The organism is Rhodomicrobium lacus, assembly GCF_003992725.1.
GTDB lineage: Bacteria > Pseudomonadota > Alphaproteobacteria > Rhizobiales > Rhodomicrobiaceae > Rhodomicrobium > Rhodomicrobium lacus.
On record NZ_RZNF01000003.1, the window covers coordinates 57,767 to 73,272 of the forward strand.

Sequence of the window (15,506 nt, forward strand, 5' to 3'; positions counted from 1 at the left end):
GGCCTATGGTCTCATTGCCGGAAGCGGAAGAAGCGGCGGCCGGACCCCCGCCCGCCGCCAGCAGTCAAAATCCGACGCGCCGCAGGTCGAGCGTATGCGGGAAGCTCGGGTTTGGCCCCGGATTGTAGGGCTGCATCGTGCCCGGCGTATGCCCGTAAAGCTCGAAGCGCGCGAGGCGGCGCGTCTCGGCTTCGAGCGCATTGATCGGGAAATTGTCATGCGCGCGGCCGCCCGGATGCGCGACGTGATAGCGGCAGCCGCCGACGGAGCGCCCCGCATGGCTGTCGTACAGGTCGAACACGAGGGGCGTATGCGGCGGGATCGTCGGCTGGAGGCAGCTTGCGGGCCACCACGCGCGGAAGCGCACGCCGGCAGCGGCCTCGCCATGCGTGCCCGTCGGCTTCAGCGGCACGGTCACGCCGTTGCAAAGCACCTGATAGCGGTTGCCGAGATTGCCCTTCACCTTCACCTGAAGGCGTTCGAGCGACGAGTCCACATAGCGGACGGTGCCCCCCGGCGCGCCTTCCTCGCCGAGCACGTGCCACGGCTCCAGCGCCTGTCGCAGTTCGATCTCGATGCCTTGATAATCCACCGCGCCGTAAAGCGGGAAGCGGAACTCGAAATGAGGCGCGAACCATTCGACCGCGACCGGGAAGCCCGCTTCCTTAAGATCCGCAATCACGTCCTTGAAGTCGGCCCAGACGAAATCAGGTAGCATGAAGCGGTCGTGCAGTTCCGTGCCCCACGGAATGAGGCGGCGCTTGTAGGGCTTTTCCCAGAACCATGCGATCAGCGCGCGAAGCAGAAGCTGCTGCGCGAGGCTCATGCGCGCATGCGGGGGCATTTCGAAATTGCGGAACTCCACAAGGCCGAGCCTCCCGGAGGACGAATCCGGCGAGTAGAGTTTATCGATGCAGATTTCCGCGCGGTGCGTGTTGCCCGAAGAGTCTATGAGCAGATTGCGGAAGACGCGGTCCACGAGCCAAGAGGGAATCCAGCCGTAATCCTTGTCCGGGATCTGGCTGAACGCGATTTCCATTTCGTAGAGCGAGTCGTTCCGCGCCTCGTCGATGCGCGGCGCCTGGCTCGTCGGCCCGATGAAGAGGCCCGAGAACAGATAGGACAGCGACGGGTGGTTCTGCCAGTACGCGATGATGCTGGCAAGCAGATCGGGGCGGCGCAGGAAGGGGCTGTCGGCCGGGGTCTTCGCGCCGAGCACGATGTGATTGCCGCCGCCGGTGCCGGTGTGACGGCCGTCGACCATGAATTTCTCGGTGCCGAGCCGGGCGAGCCGCGCTTCCTCATACAGGATTTCGGTGATGTTCACCGCCTCGTCCCAGTTCGACGCGGGCTGAATGTTCACCTCGATCACGCCGGGGTCGGGCGTGACCTTGATCACGTTGAGGCGCGGATCGTGCGGCGGGTGATAGCCCTCGATATGAACCGGCTGCCCCGTGATCTTCGCGGTTTCCTCGATGGCGGCGGCAAGCGCGGCGTAGTCTTCCGCGTCGGCGAGCGGCGGCATGAACACGCAAAGATGCCCGTCGCGCGGCTCGATGGCGAGCGCGGTGCGGACATTGCCGAAGACTTCGGTCGGCACGAGCGGCGCGGGCGCCGCCGGAGGGGCCAGCAGCGTCACCGACTCGCGGCGGCTGCGCAAAAGCACCTCGCGCGACGGCATGGAAGCGCGCGCCGCGAACGGATCGGTCGGGATGATGTGCGGATAGTTCGACGGCACGATGTAGGGCGTCGACGACAGCGGCAGGCGATAGCCCACGGGCGAGTCGCCCGGCACGAGATAGAGCCTGCGGCGGCGGAAGTTCCACTTCTCCGTCACCCATGTGCGGCCGCGCGCCTGACTGTGCCACACCTGGATCGGCATGACGTAGCCGGACGGCTTGTCGAGCCCGCGCTCGAACACGCGGATGACGCGGTCGCGTTCCTGCGGGTCTTCGAGCTTGTTGTCCTCGGGCTCGACATTGATCGGCAGTTTCTGCTCGATGAGAAGAAAATGCGCCGGGTCTTCATAGGCCGGAACGCCTGCATCGGCGGGAAGGCCGAGTTGTTCGGCCAGCACTTCCGCGAAACGGCCCGCGTCTTCCTGAGTTGCGGGCTTTACGGGGATTTCGTGGTCGATATGCGCTTCGTTTTCCCAGAGCGGCTGATTGTCCGCGCGCCAGTAGACCGAGAACGACCAGCGCGGAAGCTGTTCGCCCGGATACCACTTGCCTTGCCCGTAATGAAGCAGTCCACCCGGTGCGAAGCGGTCGCGCAGGCGGCGGATGAGGTTTTCAGCATAGCGCCGTTTCGTCGGCCCCACGGCGTCCGTGTTCCATTCGGCGCCGTCCACGTCGTCAATGGAAACGAACGTCGGCTCGCCGCCCATCGAGAGCCGCACATCGCCCGCATCGAGTCGCCGGTCGACCTCGTGCCCCGCCGCCGCGATGGCCTTCCACTGGTCGTCCGTGTAGGGCAGCGTCACGCGCGGGCTTTCGTAGATGCGCTGCACCTGCATGTCGAAGCTGAACGTGACTTCCGCCTCGTCATGCGCGCCCGAGATCGGCGCGGCGCTCTGCGGCGAGGGCGTGGCGGCAAGCGGGATGTGGCCTTCGCCCGCGAACAGGCCGGATGTCGGATCGAGGCCGATCCAGCCCGCGCCGGGAAGATAGACTTCGGCCCATGCGTGCAGATCCGTGAAATCAACCTCGGTGCCGGATGGGCCGTCGAGCGACTTCTGATCCGCCTTCAATTGAATGAGGTACCCCGACACGAAACGCGCGGCGAGGCCGAAATGCCGCATGATGTGCACGAGCAGCCAGCCCGAGTCGCGGCACGAGCCGGAGCGCTTCTCCAGCGTCTCTTCCGGCGTCTGAACGCCCGGCTCCATGCGTATCAGATAGGCAATATCCTTCTGAAGCTGCAAATTTAGCGCCCAGATGAAATCGATGGAGGTCTTCGCGTCGATCCTGAGGCCCGCGATATAGTCCTTCAGAAGCGGCCCCGGTTCCTCCGCCTTGAGGTAGGGCGCGAGTTCCTCCTTCAGCGACGCATCGTAGTCGAAAGGCCAGTTCTGCGCGTATTCCTCGACGAAGAAGTCGAAGGGGTTGATCGTGGCCATGTCCGCCACGAGATCGACCACCACCTTGAACTCGCGCGTTTTTTCCGGGAAGACGAGCCGCGCCAGATAGTTGCCGAACGGGTCCTGCTGCCAGTTGATGAAGTGCTCTTCCGGCGTGATGCTGAGCGAATAGGACAGGATCGGCGTGCGGCAGTGCGGCGCCGGCCGCAACCTCACCACCTGGGGGCCGAGCCCGGTCAGGCGGTCGTAATCATATTCGGTCCGATGGGTCAGCGCGACATGGATGGCCATCGTTTCTCCTGACGGCGGGCGTGAGTCGGGTGCGGGCGCACAATGCTTCGCCCGGATGCACCGTGCAAGCGTCATGCCTGAGAAACAGCGGCGTTTTTTGCAGTGCTGATTTGATGGAAGGGGGTTTCGACGGAAAGCGCCTTATCTGAAAGTAACCACCTTGGCTGGCGGCAACTCCGCAGCGCCGGGCTGCTTGCCCCAGTCGCGGGTGTTGAAGACGTCGCCATCCTTGCGCACCTCGGCGAGAAGGTCGAGGTCGAGCGTCGCGAACACCCATTGCGCCGCGTTCATCTGGCCTTCTTCCAGCACGCCGGAGGGAGAGGAAAACAGCGGGTCCGAGGGCGCGAAAAAGCCCGCCGCGCCCGCGTTCTGATCGACCGCCGCCGACCAGTCCGCCGCCCCAACCGTGCAGGCTTGCACGACATACACCTGATTTTCGAGCGCCCGCGCCGCGCAGGCGTTGCGCACGCGGTAGTAGCCATAGGCGGTATCGGTGCAGGACGGGACGAGGATGACTTCCGCACCCGCATCGCACATCGCGCGCACGATCAGCGGGAACTCCGAGTCGTAGCAGATGGCGATGCCGATTTTCGCCAGGCCGATGTCGAAGACGCACAGGCCCGAGCCGGCATCGATACCCCAGTCCTCGACTTCCGAACGTGTCAGGATCTGCTTCTGCTGGCTTCCCGTTTCGCCGTGTGGCGTGAAGAGCCGCGCGCGATTCACGACGCTCCCATCGGCAAGGCGCGTCGGCGCGCTGCCCGCGAGGATATGGACTCCATGCCGTTTTGCGAGGCGCGCATATTCGGCTTCGTAATCGGCAATGCAATACTGCATGACCTCGATCGAGGCGTGGAGGTCGCGCGAGATATGCCGCCCGGCGATACGAGCCAGTTCCATCGACGCGTATTCCGGGAAAACGAGCAACTGCGCGCCTTTAACCACAGCCTGCTCGACCCAGCGGGCGAGCTTGGCGTCGAAGGCCGCCATCGACGTAAGTTCATCGATGGGATACTGGGCCGACGCGATGCGAATGGTTCGGGCCATCAGTCGAATTCCCGTATCCAGAATTGCATGGGATGCGCTGTTTCGTCCGCCTGATCGACGTCCTTCCAATGGAAGGTGGCAATCAGCCCCTCCGCCTTGCGATACCCGCGCTTTTTCCAGAACGGTTCGAGCGGCGAATAGGCCGCCGGCTTCAGCGGGTGATCATCGGGGCGGACGACGGCGCAAAATGCCGACGAGCGATAGCCGCGCGCTCTGGCATGGGCCTCGCGCGCGTCGAAAAATGCGTGGCCGAAGCCGCGCCCGCGAAACGACGGATCGAGAACGGACTCGCCGCAGTAGAAAATCCGCGCGGCATCGATACCGCGCGCACGAAAGGGTTCCCCAGACTCTTCGTTGTGCCCTTCCAGCGCGGAACCCGTCGCACAGCCGACGATGCGGCCGTGGTCGTTTTCCGCGACGACGGCGATGCTGTCCGCCGCTCCGGCGAAAGACGCGAGATAGCTCTGTTCGTAATCGAGCGAGCCATCGTAGAGGTACGGGTAAGCGCGAAAAACCTCGATCCTGAGCCGCGCCAGTTCAGGCAGCGCGCGTTCAAGATCCGGCCCTGTGAGTGTCGAAATGCGCATGTGGTGAAAGCGCCCCGGTTGCTTCGAGCGAGAGAACCCCCGGTCGGGCCGTCTCGTTCCGCTACGGTAACGCTTTACTATGCTTGCGCGGCGTTCAGGAGGCAAGCACCCTGAGATCGGGATCGGTGAGCCGCACGAGCCCCGCCATGATGTCGTTGAGCTGGAAGTCCTTCGGCGTATAGATCGCCGCGACGCCGCACGCCTTGAGCGTCGCCTCGTCTTCGACCGGGATGATGCCGCCCACGACCACCGGAATGTCGGAGAGGCCCGCCGCGCGCATGCGGTCCATCACGTCGCGCACGAGCGGCACATGGCTGCCCGACAGGATCGACAGCCCTACGATGTGCACGCTTTCTTCGAGCGCCGCGTTGACGATCTGAGCCGGCGTAAGGCGAATGCCCTCGTAAACGACTTCCATGCCGCTGTCTCGGGCACGCACGGCGATCTGCTCGGCGCCATTGGAATGGCCGTCGAGGCCCGGCTTGCCGACGAGAAGCTTCAGCCTGCGGCCAAGCTTGGCGGAGACACGTTCCACATCGGAGCGAATGGTAACAAGATCGGCGCGTGTCCCCTGCGCGGCGGCGCGTGAAACGCCGGTCGGCGCGCGATATTCGCCGAAAACCTGGCGCAGCGTGTCGCCCCATTCGCCGGTCGTCACACCCGCCTTCGCGCAGGCAATCGACGGCTCCATGATGTTGCGGCCTTCCTGCGCCGCCTCGCGGAGCGCGGCAAGCGTGGCATCGACCGCCTTCGCGTCGCGGGCAGCGCGCCACGCCTTCAGCGCCTCGACCTGCTCGCGTTCCACCCATTCCGGCACGGTCTGGATCGCGCCACCGGTACCGCCCGACAGCGGCGAGGGCTCGGTTTCGGTCCAGCGGTTCACGCCGACGACGACCTGCTCGCCCGACTCGATCTTCTGGAGCCGCGCCGCATTCGCCTCGACGAGACGCTGCTTCATATAGCTCGAATCGACCGCCGCAATCGCGCCGCCCATGGCCTCGATGCGCGCCAGTTCCTCGCGCGCCTCAGCCTTCAGCGCCTCGACCTTCGCGTCGATCTCGCGGCTGCCGTCGAAGATGTCGCCATATTCGAGAAGGTCCGTTTCATAGGCCACGATCTGCTGCATGCGGAGCGACCATTGCTGATCCCACGGACGCGGCAGGCCCAGCGCCTCGTTCCACGCCGGAAGCTGGACCGCACGGGCCCGCGCCTTCTTCGACAGCACCACGGCCAGCATCTCGACGAGAATGCGGTAGACGTTGTTTTCCGGCTGCGGCTCGGTGAGGCCGAGCGAATTCACCTGCACGCCATAGCGGAAGCGGCGGAGCTTCGGATCGCTGACGCCGTAGCGCTTCTCCGCGATCTCGTCCCAGAGTTCCACGAACGCGCGCATCTTGCACATCTCGGTGATGAAGCGCATCCCGGCGTTGACGAAGAACGACACGCGCGCCAAAGCCTGCCCGAACTCCTCTTCCGGAATTTCGCCGCTGTCCCTGACCGTATCGAGCACGGCCTGCGCGGTGGCGAGCGCATAGGCGAGTTCCTGCACCGGCGTCGCGCCCGCTTCCTGAAGATGATAGGAGCAGACGTTCATCGGGTTCCACTTCGGCACTTCGCGGTAACAGAAGACCGTCACATCCTTGATGAGACGCATGGACGGCTGCGGTGGGAACACGTAGGTGCCGCGCGAGAGATATTCCTTGATGATGTCGTTCTGCACGGTGCCGGTAAGCTGATTGCGGCTCACGCCCTGCTCGTCGGCGATAGCGACATAGAGCGACAGCATCCACGCCGCCGTCGCGTTGATCGTCATCGACGTGTTCATCTTGCCGAGCGGAATGCCGTTCAGAAGCGTGCGCATGTCGCCGATATGCGCGACCGGCACGCCGACCTTGCCGACCTCGCCCTTCGCCAGCGGATGATCCGAATCATAGCCCGTCTGCGTGGGGAGGTCGAAGGCGACCGAAAGACCCGTCTGGCCTTTCGCCAGATTTTTCAGGTAAAGCTCGTTCGAGGCTTTGGGCGTCGAATGTCCAGCATAGGTGCGGAAGATCCAGGGCTGGTCGGGCTTGCGGTTGTCGGGCTTTTGTGCGTCGGGCTTTGCTTGGTCGGACATCGGCCGGTCTCGTTCTTCTTGATCCGTTTGCAGTGCACAATAGCACGCGGGTTGCTAACGCCCCACCCTCCAATAGACGAACAAATGGGCGGCCCGCTGCGTGAACGATCTCCATGCCGGATGTTCCGCGCGAAGCTGAAACCGGCTTGCCGCGCGATAGCCGGCAACAGCGGAAGCTCGTTCCATGCCAGCGACGCAAATGCTCCGGCGCGTACCTTCAGGCCCACATTGCCGCTCGCTCTCAAGCAAACGCATGCGCTTGAGAGCACGGGCACATTGTCGTTTCCAATGCAGCTCCGAATTTTACATTCGATGGTCGAGTTACCTACACTGCTGTTGTCGTTGGCAACAATATTCACTGATATTCCGGTGCGGAGCCCTCATCGATAGAACTTCCACATCCGTTCCATCGTCTTGGCGATCTCGTCGCCGGAGGGTTCGAACGGCTGGAGGTTGATGCGGATGATGCCGTCGTGCCCCATTTTCCACGGCAGGCGCATGAGAAGGCGCCAGATCGGCAACCGCCGCCAGTCCGCGATCAGCGCGCGGCCGAGCGGTTCCCTAAGTTTGACGTGAAGCTCCTCCATGTCGAGCGTGCGCACGGAAAATGAGACCAGCGTCACTTCCCCGATCGAACGCCACGCGATCAGGCCGAGGCCGTCGATGAAAAGACCGTACTGATTCGCGCCGAGGCGCGGCCGCTTCTCCGTGAACGGAAAGAAGTAATAAGCCGAGCATCCCGCCAGAATCGCCGTGATCGAAAGCAGTTCGTAGCCCCATGTCAGCCACGCCGCGAACGTCGCGGCCGAGATGAAGGCAAGCACGTGGAAGCGCGGTATCTCCGACCGCGAATAAGGCAGAATGAACCCGTCCTGCAGGTAGTCCGGAAGGTCTGGCCGCCGCGCCATGAGCACACCCGATTGGACAACGCATTGAACGACAGGTCACGGCGAGCGATGTATGCTTCGGAGACCGGGCGGCCGTGACGCACTCCGCCGGATCGTTCCGCCTACGTTAACACAATTTGGCGCACCTGCCGTGTCTCCGAAAGCCGCTGTTCCGGCATACGTTCGGGCATACGCCCAGATCAGCCCGCGTCAAATCGGGTCTCACGCAGAGAAACCGGTCGACACCTGAACCATATGGCGTTGTGCCTCTTCCGATTTACAACAAGCCGCCGCAGGGTCCATCGACCCGCGACGGGCACGCACCTTTCGGGCCTACCGGCCCGTTTGTGCGCGATGCCTGAGCCAGTGGTCGGCCAGAACGATGGCCATCATCGCCTCTCCGACCGGCACGGCGCGAATCCCGACGCAAGGATCGTGCCGCCCCCTGGTCAGGATCTCGGCTTCGTGGCCCTGCGCATCGATGGTGCGGCGCGGCGTGAGGATCGATGACGTCGGTTTCACGGCGAAACGCGCAACGATGGGCTGGCCGGTCGAGATGCCGCCGAGAATGCCGCCCGCGTGGTTCGACAGGAAAGCCGGCTGCCCGTCATTGCCGATGCGCATTTCGTCGGCATTGTCCTCGCCCGAAAGAGCGGCGGACGCGAAGCCTTCGCCGATTTCGACGCCCTTTACCGCGTTGATGCTCATGAAAGCGGCGGCGATGTCCTGGTCGAGTTTTCCATAGAGCGGCGCGCCAAGCCCGGCGGGCGCCCCGTCAGCGACTATTTCGATCACCGCGCCGCAGGACGAACCCGCCTTGCGCACGCCATCGAGATAGGCCGTCCAGCGCTCGACGATGCCCGCATCGGGGGCGAAAAACGGATTGCGCTCAACCTCGTCCCAGTCCCAGCGTGCACGGTCGATCTGCTCGGCGCCGACTTGCACGAGCGCGCCGCGAATGGCGATTCCCGGCACGACCTTCCGCGCGACCGCGCCCGCCGCGACCCGCATCGCCGTCTCGCGCGCGGACGAGCGCCCCCCGCCGCGATAATCGCGGATGCCGTATTTCTCGATATAGGTGAAGTCCGCATGGCCCGGACGGAACTTGTCCTTGATGTCGGAATAGTCCTTCGAGCGCTGGTCCGTGTTCTGAATCTCAAGCGCGACGGGCGTGCCCGTCGTCACCTGCACGCCCGCCTCGTTCGGAAACACGCCGGACAGAATGCGCACCCGGTCTTCTTCCTGCCGCTGCGTCGTGAAGCGCGATTGACCGGGCCGCCGCTTGTCGAGGAACGGCTGAATGTCTTCCTCGGTCAGCGGGATGCCGGGAGGGCAGCCGTCGATCACGCAGCCGATGGCGGGGCCGTGGCTCTCGCCCCAGGTCGTCACGCGAAACATATGGCCGAAGGTGTTGTAGGACATGTCTGCTCCTCGCCCCTTCAGGAGCGGCTGGTTCATCCCCGCGTGCGAAATACGGCGGGAAGCGCCGGAGAACCGTTCAGCGCCCGCAGCGAAATCGCGCAATCGACTTTCGATAACGCAATTGTTGTCAGATTGGCACCGACGTGCCCGCCGGGCAACGACGGAAAACCCGTCCGCGCGCGCGGCGATAGACGAAATCGCCCGTTCTTAACCGGATAGCGCGGTTCAAAGCCAGTGCAGAGTGCCGCCCTCGATCAGCAGAACCTTGTCCTGCGGCACATCGAGCTTCTGCATGTCCGATGGCGGGAGCTTCATGAAATGCGCGCGGACCACCCTGCTCGTGCCCCCATGCGCGACGACCACGGTATCGCGCCTGATTTCCGCGAGCCATGACAGCACCTGCGCCGAGTAGTCGCGAAAAGACTGTCCGGCGGGCGGGGCCTTGTTCCAGCGATCCGCCTCGACGCTCGCGTGCAGATCCTTCGCGATGGCGTCGATCTCCTCGCGGTTCATGCCTTCCCACTCGCCGAAGCTGATTTCCTTCAGGCGGTCATCCGTTGCGTATCCGGTTTTGGGCAACCCCATCGTCTCGCGCATGATTTCCATCGTCTGACGCGTCCGGAGCAGCGGGCTTGAGACGAAATCGAACCGCGACTTGTCGCTGATCAATTCGTTGAGCACACCGCCGTTGCGCAGCGCCTGCACGCGGCCCGTCGCATTGATCGGGATGTCGAGCCAGCCCTGCACACGGCGCGCGGCATTGTAATCGGTCTGACCGTGACGAATGAAATAGATGAGAGGCATGTCTCGCTGTCAGCGCTTGCAGGACAGGCTGACGCGAGCCTGCGCTTCGTTGAGGTTCGTTTCCATCAGGTTGATCTCGCATTCGACGTCCTGACTGCGGAAAACCTTCCGCTCGCCGAACGCAAGCCCGAAGCCCTGCCGGTTCACCGCCACCTTCACCTGCTTCGGACCGATGGCCTGAAGGGCAAGGCGCACGCCGATTTCGTCATACTGCTTTTCCTGATCTTTTTTCAGCATGACATTGTCGTAGAACACGACAGCGGCCGGTTCCTGACGCGTGCTTGGCGAGACCGATATCGCTGCCGCCGCCGGAGCGCTCACCGTCTGGGCAACAGGCGCGGACGCAGACGCAGCCCCCGAATAGGACGCCAATTGCGTCTGGCATTTGCCGAACTGCTCCGTCGCGGCGAGCAGAAGCTGCCGGATTTGCGCGAGATCGGCACTATCGGACGACGCGCTTTCGTGGCCGCTCGCGAGCCGCGCCTTCAGCGATTCGATCGACGCCTGAAGGATCTTGATCTGATCGACCACGGAAACCTGTGGCTTGGCAGCCTGAGCGCTGATCGTCGCCGAGATCGCGCGAACCTCTTCCACCAGCGCCTTGGGCGCTTTCGGCTCTGCGTTCTGGAGCGAAGCGAAGCCCGTGCGGACCTCGTCGACAACCTTTCTCGTGCCATCCTGAGCCTGAACGGCTGCGCCGAGCGAGCGGATTTCGTCCACCAGAGCTTTGGGCGCTTTCGGCTCCTGCTTGTCAAGCTTGAGCGCGAGGCCGCGAACCTGCTCGCGAATATCCGTCAGCGCGTCCGAATAGTCGGGCGCTGCCGCCGCCGTGCGTTCGATCGCCGCTGTCGGCGCCGCGACCGCATGCCCCCTGGAAACCTCGGCTTTCACCCCGTCGAGCTGACGGGCCAGGGCGCGGATTTCGTCGAGCACGGGCTTCGCCGACGCGGAAGCGTCTACCGGAGCCGCGACCGGCTTCGGCTGCTCTGCCGCCAGCGCCTCGATCCTTCCGGACAAGGCGCGAATTTCATCGGTTACGGGTTTAAGCGAAACAGGCGCTCCACCGGGCCCCGCCGCGACGGAAACGGGCGCCTCTGCGAGGTAGGTTCTGATCTCCGCGAGATTGCCCCTACCGGCGGAATAGCCCGCGTAGAAGCCTGCCGCGCCCGCTGTCACAAGCGAAACGGCGGCGGCTGCCACAACCAGAGTCAGCGCCTTGAATGGTTCCATGACTCACCTCGCGCCACATCGGCGGTCGCGGCCGCCGCAAAAGCCAGCTTTAAAGAAACCTAGCTATTGGACTGAATCACGGCGATATCGGGAGCATCCTCTGCTTTCATGCCAACGACGTGATAGCCCGCGTCGACATGATGCACCTCTCCCGTTACCCCTTTGCTGAGATCGGACAGAAGATAGAGCCCGGCACCGCCGACGTCCTCGATGGAAACCGTCCGGCGGAGCGGCGAATTGTACTCGTTCCACTTCAGAATATAGCGGAAATCGGCGATGCCCGATGCGGCGAGCGTCTTGATCGGCCCGGCCGAGATCGCGTTCACGCGGATGTTCTGGCGGCCGAGATCTTCAGCGAGATAGCGCACGCTCGCTTCGAGCGCGGCCTTGGCCACACCCATCACATTGTAATGCGGCATGACCTTTTCGGCGCCGTAATAGGTGAGCGTGACGAGAGAGCCGCCGTTCGTCATCAGCTTCTCGGCGCGCTTGGCAATCGCCGTAAAGGAGTAACACGAGATGAGCAGCGTCTTCGAAAAATTGTCAGCCGTCGTATCGACATAGCGGCCGTCGAGTTCTTCCTTGTTGGAATAGGCGACCGCGTGCACGACAAAGTCAAGGCTGCCCCAATCTTCCTTGAGGCGATCGAAAACCGCGTCGACCGAGGCGTCATCCGTGACGTCGCAAGGCAGGACATGCTTCACGCCGACCTCGGCCGCCAGCGGTTCCACGCGCTTCTTCAACGCATCGCCCTGATAGGTGAAAGCCAGTTCCGCGCCCTGATCCGCCGCAGCCTTGGCGATCCCCCAGGCAATGGACCGGTTGTTTGCGATGCCCATGATCAGGCCGCGTTTTCCGCTCATCAAAGGTGCTGTCTGGACCACGTTCGTTCCCCGATATTAACGGTGACGCATCCTACACATTAAGGCGCGCGCGTAAAGTGATAGCTTGGCGTGAGCGAACGCGATAAATTCGGGCGTCGTTTGCGCGGCGCGGGCGAGTTTGCTTGCGCGTCAACCCGCCGGGCTTTAAGCGGGACGCGTCTGCGACCAACCCCGGACCCGGAAAATGACCTCGACGACTGACGGCGATTTCACGCAGGCGAGCGATCCCCTGCCCCTCTTCGATGCCTGGTTCAAGGAAGCCGAGAAAAGCGAGCCGAACGATCCCAACGCGATGACCGTCGCGACGTCAGACGAGCGCGGGATGCCGAACGCACGCATGGTGCTGCTCAAGAGCGTGGATGAGCGCGGTTTCGTCTTCTATACGAATTTCGAGAGCACCAAGGGGCGTGAGCTTCTGGCGAATCCGCAGGCGGCCCTTCTCTTTCACTGGAAGTCGCTGCGCCGTCAGGTGCGCGTGCGTGGCACCGTCGAGCAAGTAAGTACGGAAGAAGCGGACGCCTATTTCGCCTCGCGGCCGCTTGGCAGCCGTATCGGCGCCTGGGCGAGCAAGCAGTCGCGTCCGCTCGAAGGCCGCGCGGCTCTCGGCGAGGCCGTCAAGCATTTCGGGAAGCTGTTCGCGGGGATCGAGCCGAAGCGGCCGCCCTACTGGTCCGGCTTCCGCGTGGTGCCGCTGGAAATAGAGTTCTGGCACGACCGCCAGTATCGGCTGCACGACCGCATCGTTTTCCGGCGCGAGACCCGCGACGCGGTGTGGACGAAGACGCAGCTTTTCCCTTAGTAGAAATCACCGCGCATGAGCGCTTGACACGAATCGCGCTCGGCCGCGTCTCCGATTCGTTCCAGGGAACGAGCTGGCAACATCCTCACAATTCCGCGCGAAACCTTGCGCCGCCTGCCCCCCCATGGGTTATAAGGAAGCGGCGCGCCGTCGCGCCATCCGAAGTTGAGAGCATTTTTTCAATGAAAGTCACGCAGTCGTTCCGGTTCGAGGCAGCCCACCGCCTGCCCTTCGTCAAGGACACACATCCCTGCCGCCGGATACACGGACACTCCTATCGGGTCGAGCTTCAGCTCGAAGGGCCGGTCGATCCGGACACCGGGTTCGTCGTCGATTTCTTCGATATCGAAGCGGCGTTCGGCCCGCTCCTGAAGCGGCTCGACCATTATTACCTGAACGAAGTCGACGGGCTGGAAAATCCGACCGCCGAAAACATCGCCGTGTGGATCTGGGACCGCGTGACGGGCGCGCTGCCGCAACTCACCGCCGTGCGCGTTTACGAAACGCCGGAGTGCTGGGCAGAATATAACGGCGCGTAGTGAACAGATCCGGGCACACTCGCGCGCCTTGCGATAACCGGCCTCACCTGCGCGCCTACGTTGATTTTTGCATTTCGCGGACCGTCTTGCTATACCGTGACCTATCTGTCACCTAACCGTCATCGTGGCCGTTCCCATGCAAGATGCTCCGAGAAAACAGAACGATATCGGCGGTTTGCCCGGCGGTGCGATCGAGTTTGCGGGCGGCGACTCACTGCCCTGGCATGATCGGGTCGAGGCGCTCATCGCGCTCCTGCAGCATCCCGCGCGCGGGTTGTTCACCCCGGACGAGTTGCGCCGCCGTATCGAGAATGCCGCAGCCGAGGGCGCGACCTATCATGAACGCGCGGTCGTGGCGTTGGCACACGCGCTGCTCGAACGCGGCGCGATCACCGGCGACCAACTGGCGGATTCGCTGGCCACAGTCTCGAATCGGGGGCGGCCATGACCGAGACGTCCGTGAGAGACGACGCAATTCATTCCGAAGGCTCCGCACAGGCGGACGCGCCTGCGGTTCTTGTGCCGATGGCGCCGTCGACGCTGCCGGTCATCAAGGGCAACGAGCCTCGCTTCGGCATCGGTGACACGGTCCATGTGCGCCGCGTGATTTCGCCCGCCTACACGCGCACCCCGCGTTATGTCATGGGCGCGAAAGGCACGATCTCGCGCCCGCTCGGCGAATTTTTCAATCCCGACGACATCGCCTATGGCCGCTTCACTCCGAAAAAGATGCTCTATCGGGTGCAGTTCCGACAGGTCGATCTGTGGCCCGATTACAAGGGTCCGCCGAACGACACTCTCGAAATCGAGTTGTTCGAGCACTGGCTGACGCTCAATCCGAAAGACAGGACCGATGATCAACTTCCTTGGTATCGTAGGGTTGCGCCGGGTCGGCGGAAGCGCCGCGCCTGAGCAGAGTTCGACGTCGCGGGCGCTTGCGACCACGAGCAGGGTTGCGCCGCTCGGCTATTACGAAGCGCTCGAAGCAGCGTTGAGCGACCTTCTTGTGGCGAAGGGCCTCGTCAAGGCCGTTGACATCCAGCGCGCCGTGGAGGCGCTCGATGCGGGCTCCCCCGCCTATGGCGCAAGACTCGTCGCCCGGGCATGGACCGATCCCGCCTTCAAGGCGCGGCTCTTCGAGAACGCCAACCTTGCCGCGCGCGAACTCGATTGCGACGCGGGGCCGGGACGGCTCATCGTGGTGGAAAACACGCCGCATCTGCATAATCTTGTCGTGTCCTCGCTCGGCGCATCCTACCCGCGCGCGTTGCTCGGCCGCGCACCCGCGTGGTATGAAAGCGCGGCCTACAGAAGCCGCGCGGTGCGCGAGCCGCGTCAGGTGCTGGCCGAATTCGGAACGGATATTCCAAGCTATGTGGAGGTGCGCGTCCACGATGCGGCGGCGGACCACGTCTATCTCGTGCTGCCGATGCGGCCCTCCGGCAGCGAAGCTTTTCTGGAGGAGGATCTCGCAGCCCTCGTCACGCGCGAAAGCATGATCGGCGTCCACGTTCCTCGCCTCCCCGGCCTTTTGACGAACGAGGGCGACGCGTCGCCGGTCCAAGCCTGAAGCTTGTTTTCCGACAATCGACGACATCTCGTAGCAAATCGGCGTTCCATCCGGTGGATCATGTCCCAAGGCGCATTTGGTGGACGCACCAGTTTGGGCGAAGCCTGATGCGCCGCATCATCGGCATTTGCGGAAATTATCCCGGACGAACGTGTGGATCGTTCCCCCGCCCGCTCTGCAAAGCGGCTCTGGATTGGCCTGCGTTGAATCGGACTCGATTGACGCTCGACAACCAAGACGCGTAGCACCGT

14 protein-coding genes are annotated in these 15,506 nt (G+C 63.6%); 5 read left to right on the plus strand and 9 right to left on the minus strand.

The window, feature by feature from the left end; translation table 11 throughout:
* Window positions 1-64: 64 nt before the first annotated feature.
* From EK416_RS05010 to fabI, 9 genes are all read right to left on the minus strand, one after another.
* The gene (locus EK416_RS05010; protein ID WP_127076412.1) at window positions 65-3,370 is read right to left on the minus strand and encodes a transglutaminase family protein; all 3,306 of its coding nucleotides are present in this window, start codon (window positions 3,368-3,370) and stop codon (window positions 65-67) included.
* Between the two features lie 141 nt (window positions 3,371-3,511).
* Complete coding sequence (locus EK416_RS05015) at window positions 3,512-4,417, minus strand: carbon-nitrogen hydrolase family protein (protein ID WP_127076413.1); 906 nt, start codon at window positions 4,415-4,417, stop codon at window positions 3,512-3,514.
* Entirely contained in the window at window positions 4,417-5,004 is a 588-nt protein-coding gene (locus EK416_RS05020) for a GNAT family N-acetyltransferase (protein WP_127076414.1), read from the minus strand. Before EK416_RS05020 ends, EK416_RS05015 begins: the two co-directional genes overlap by 1 nt.
* Window positions 5,005-5,098: 94 nt before the next feature.
* A complete protein-coding gene (locus tag EK416_RS05025; RefSeq protein WP_127076415.1) occupies window positions 5,099-7,120 on the minus strand; it encodes a protein meaA in 2,022 nt (673 codons plus the stop codon).
* 380 nt (window positions 7,121-7,500) lie between these two features.
* The gene (locus EK416_RS05030) at window positions 7,501-8,028 is read right to left on the minus strand and encodes a hypothetical protein (RefSeq protein ID WP_127076416.1); all 528 of its coding nucleotides are present in this window, start codon (window positions 8,026-8,028) and stop codon (window positions 7,501-7,503) included.
* A 312-nt stretch (window positions 8,029-8,340) separates the two neighbouring features.
* On the minus strand, window positions 8,341-9,429 hold the full coding sequence (aroC, locus tag EK416_RS05035) for a chorismate synthase (protein WP_127076417.1): 1,089 nt from the start codon (window positions 9,427-9,429) through the stop codon (window positions 8,341-8,343).
* 225 nt (window positions 9,430-9,654) lie between these two features.
* Window positions 9,655-10,233: a histidine phosphatase family protein gene (locus tag EK416_RS05040; protein WP_127076418.1), complete on the minus strand. Its 579-nt coding sequence runs from the start codon at window positions 10,231-10,233 to the stop codon at window positions 9,655-9,657.
* Window positions 10,234-10,242: 9 nt separating this feature from the next.
* Window positions 10,243-11,463 carry a hypothetical protein gene (locus EK416_RS05045; protein ID WP_127076419.1) on the minus strand — a complete coding sequence of 407 codons (1,221 nt, stop codon included), beginning with the start codon at window positions 11,461-11,463 and terminating at the stop codon, window positions 10,243-10,245.
* Window positions 11,464-11,522: 59 nt separating this feature from the next.
* Window positions 11,523-12,347 (minus strand): enoyl-ACP reductase FabI, encoded by an 825-nt coding sequence (fabI, locus tag EK416_RS05050; protein WP_127076420.1) that lies wholly within the window; start codon window positions 12,345-12,347, stop codon window positions 11,523-11,525.
* A 184-nt stretch (window positions 12,348-12,531) separates the two neighbouring features.
* Here fabI and pdxH point away from each other — a divergent pair, with 184 nt between their 5' ends.
* The 5 genes from pdxH (at window position 12,532) to EK416_RS05075 (ending at window position 15,255) form a co-directional block, all read left to right on the plus strand.
* Window positions 12,532-13,146, plus strand: a complete 615-nt coding sequence (gene pdxH, locus EK416_RS05055; protein WP_127076421.1) for a pyridoxamine 5'-phosphate oxidase — start codon at window positions 12,532-12,534, stop codon at window positions 13,144-13,146.
* A 182-nt stretch (window positions 13,147-13,328) separates the two neighbouring features.
* Window positions 13,329-13,685 carry a 6-carboxytetrahydropterin synthase QueD gene (queD, locus tag EK416_RS05060; RefSeq protein WP_127076422.1) on the plus strand — a complete coding sequence of 119 codons (357 nt, stop codon included), beginning with the start codon at window positions 13,329-13,331 and terminating at the stop codon, window positions 13,683-13,685.
* Between the two features lie 136 nt (window positions 13,686-13,821).
* The gene (locus EK416_RS18085) at window positions 13,822-14,133 is read left to right on the plus strand and encodes an SH3-like domain-containing protein (RefSeq protein WP_127076423.1); all 312 of its coding nucleotides are present in this window, start codon (window positions 13,822-13,824) and stop codon (window positions 14,131-14,133) included.
* Complete coding sequence (locus EK416_RS18090) at window positions 14,130-14,597, plus strand: SH3-like domain-containing protein (protein WP_127076424.1); 468 nt, start codon at window positions 14,130-14,132, stop codon at window positions 14,595-14,597. The genes EK416_RS18085 and EK416_RS18090 overlap by 4 nt, the downstream gene beginning before the upstream one ends.
* Entirely contained in the window at window positions 14,539-15,255 is a 717-nt protein-coding gene (locus EK416_RS05075) for a nitrile hydratase subunit alpha (RefSeq protein ID WP_127076425.1), read from the plus strand. Before EK416_RS18090 ends, EK416_RS05075 begins: the two co-directional genes overlap by 59 nt.
* Window positions 15,256-15,506 lie beyond the last annotated feature (251 nt).

What these genes read in the sequence shown, in the direction of transcription:
- EK416_RS05010 (WP_127076412.1), bottom strand. Translation starts at nt 3,370, where the DNA reads ATGGCCATCCATGTCGCGCTGACCCATCGGACCGAATATGATTACGAC.
- EK416_RS05015 (WP_127076413.1), bottom strand. Translation starts at nt 4,417, where the DNA reads ATGGCCCGAACCATTCGCATCGCGTCGGCCCAGTATCCCATCGATGAA.
- EK416_RS05020 (WP_127076414.1), bottom strand. Translation starts at nt 5,004, where the DNA reads ATGCGCATTTCGACACTCACAGGGCCGGATCTTGAACGCGCGCTGCCT.
- EK416_RS05025 (WP_127076415.1), bottom strand. Translation starts at nt 7,120, where the DNA reads ATGTCCGACCAAGCAAAGCCCGACGCACAAAAGCCCGACAACCGCAAG.
- EK416_RS05030 (WP_127076416.1), bottom strand. Translation starts at nt 8,028, where the DNA reads ATGGCGCGGCGGCCAGACCTTCCGGACTACCTGCAGGACGGGTTCATT.
- aroC (WP_127076417.1), bottom strand. Translation starts at nt 9,429, where the DNA reads ATGTCCTACAACACCTTCGGCCATATGTTTCGCGTGACGACCTGGGGC.
- EK416_RS05040 (WP_127076418.1), bottom strand. Translation starts at nt 10,233, where the DNA reads ATGCCTCTCATCTATTTCATTCGTCACGGTCAGACCGATTACAATGCC.
- EK416_RS05045 (WP_127076419.1), bottom strand. Translation starts at nt 11,463, where the DNA reads ATGGAACCATTCAAGGCGCTGACTCTGGTTGTGGCAGCCGCCGCCGTT.
- pdxH (WP_127076421.1), top strand. Translation starts at nt 12,532, where the DNA reads ATGACCTCGACGACTGACGGCGATTTCACGCAGGCGAGCGATCCCCTG.
- queD (WP_127076422.1), top strand. Translation starts at nt 13,329, where the DNA reads ATGAAAGTCACGCAGTCGTTCCGGTTCGAGGCAGCCCACCGCCTGCCC.
- EK416_RS18085 (WP_127076423.1), top strand. Translation starts at nt 13,822, where the DNA reads ATGCAAGATGCTCCGAGAAAACAGAACGATATCGGCGGTTTGCCCGGC.
- EK416_RS18090 (WP_127076424.1), top strand. Translation starts at nt 14,130, where the DNA reads ATGACCGAGACGTCCGTGAGAGACGACGCAATTCATTCCGAAGGCTCC.
- EK416_RS05075 (WP_127076425.1), top strand. Translation starts at nt 14,539, where the DNA reads ATGATCAACTTCCTTGGTATCGTAGGGTTGCGCCGGGTCGGCGGAAGC.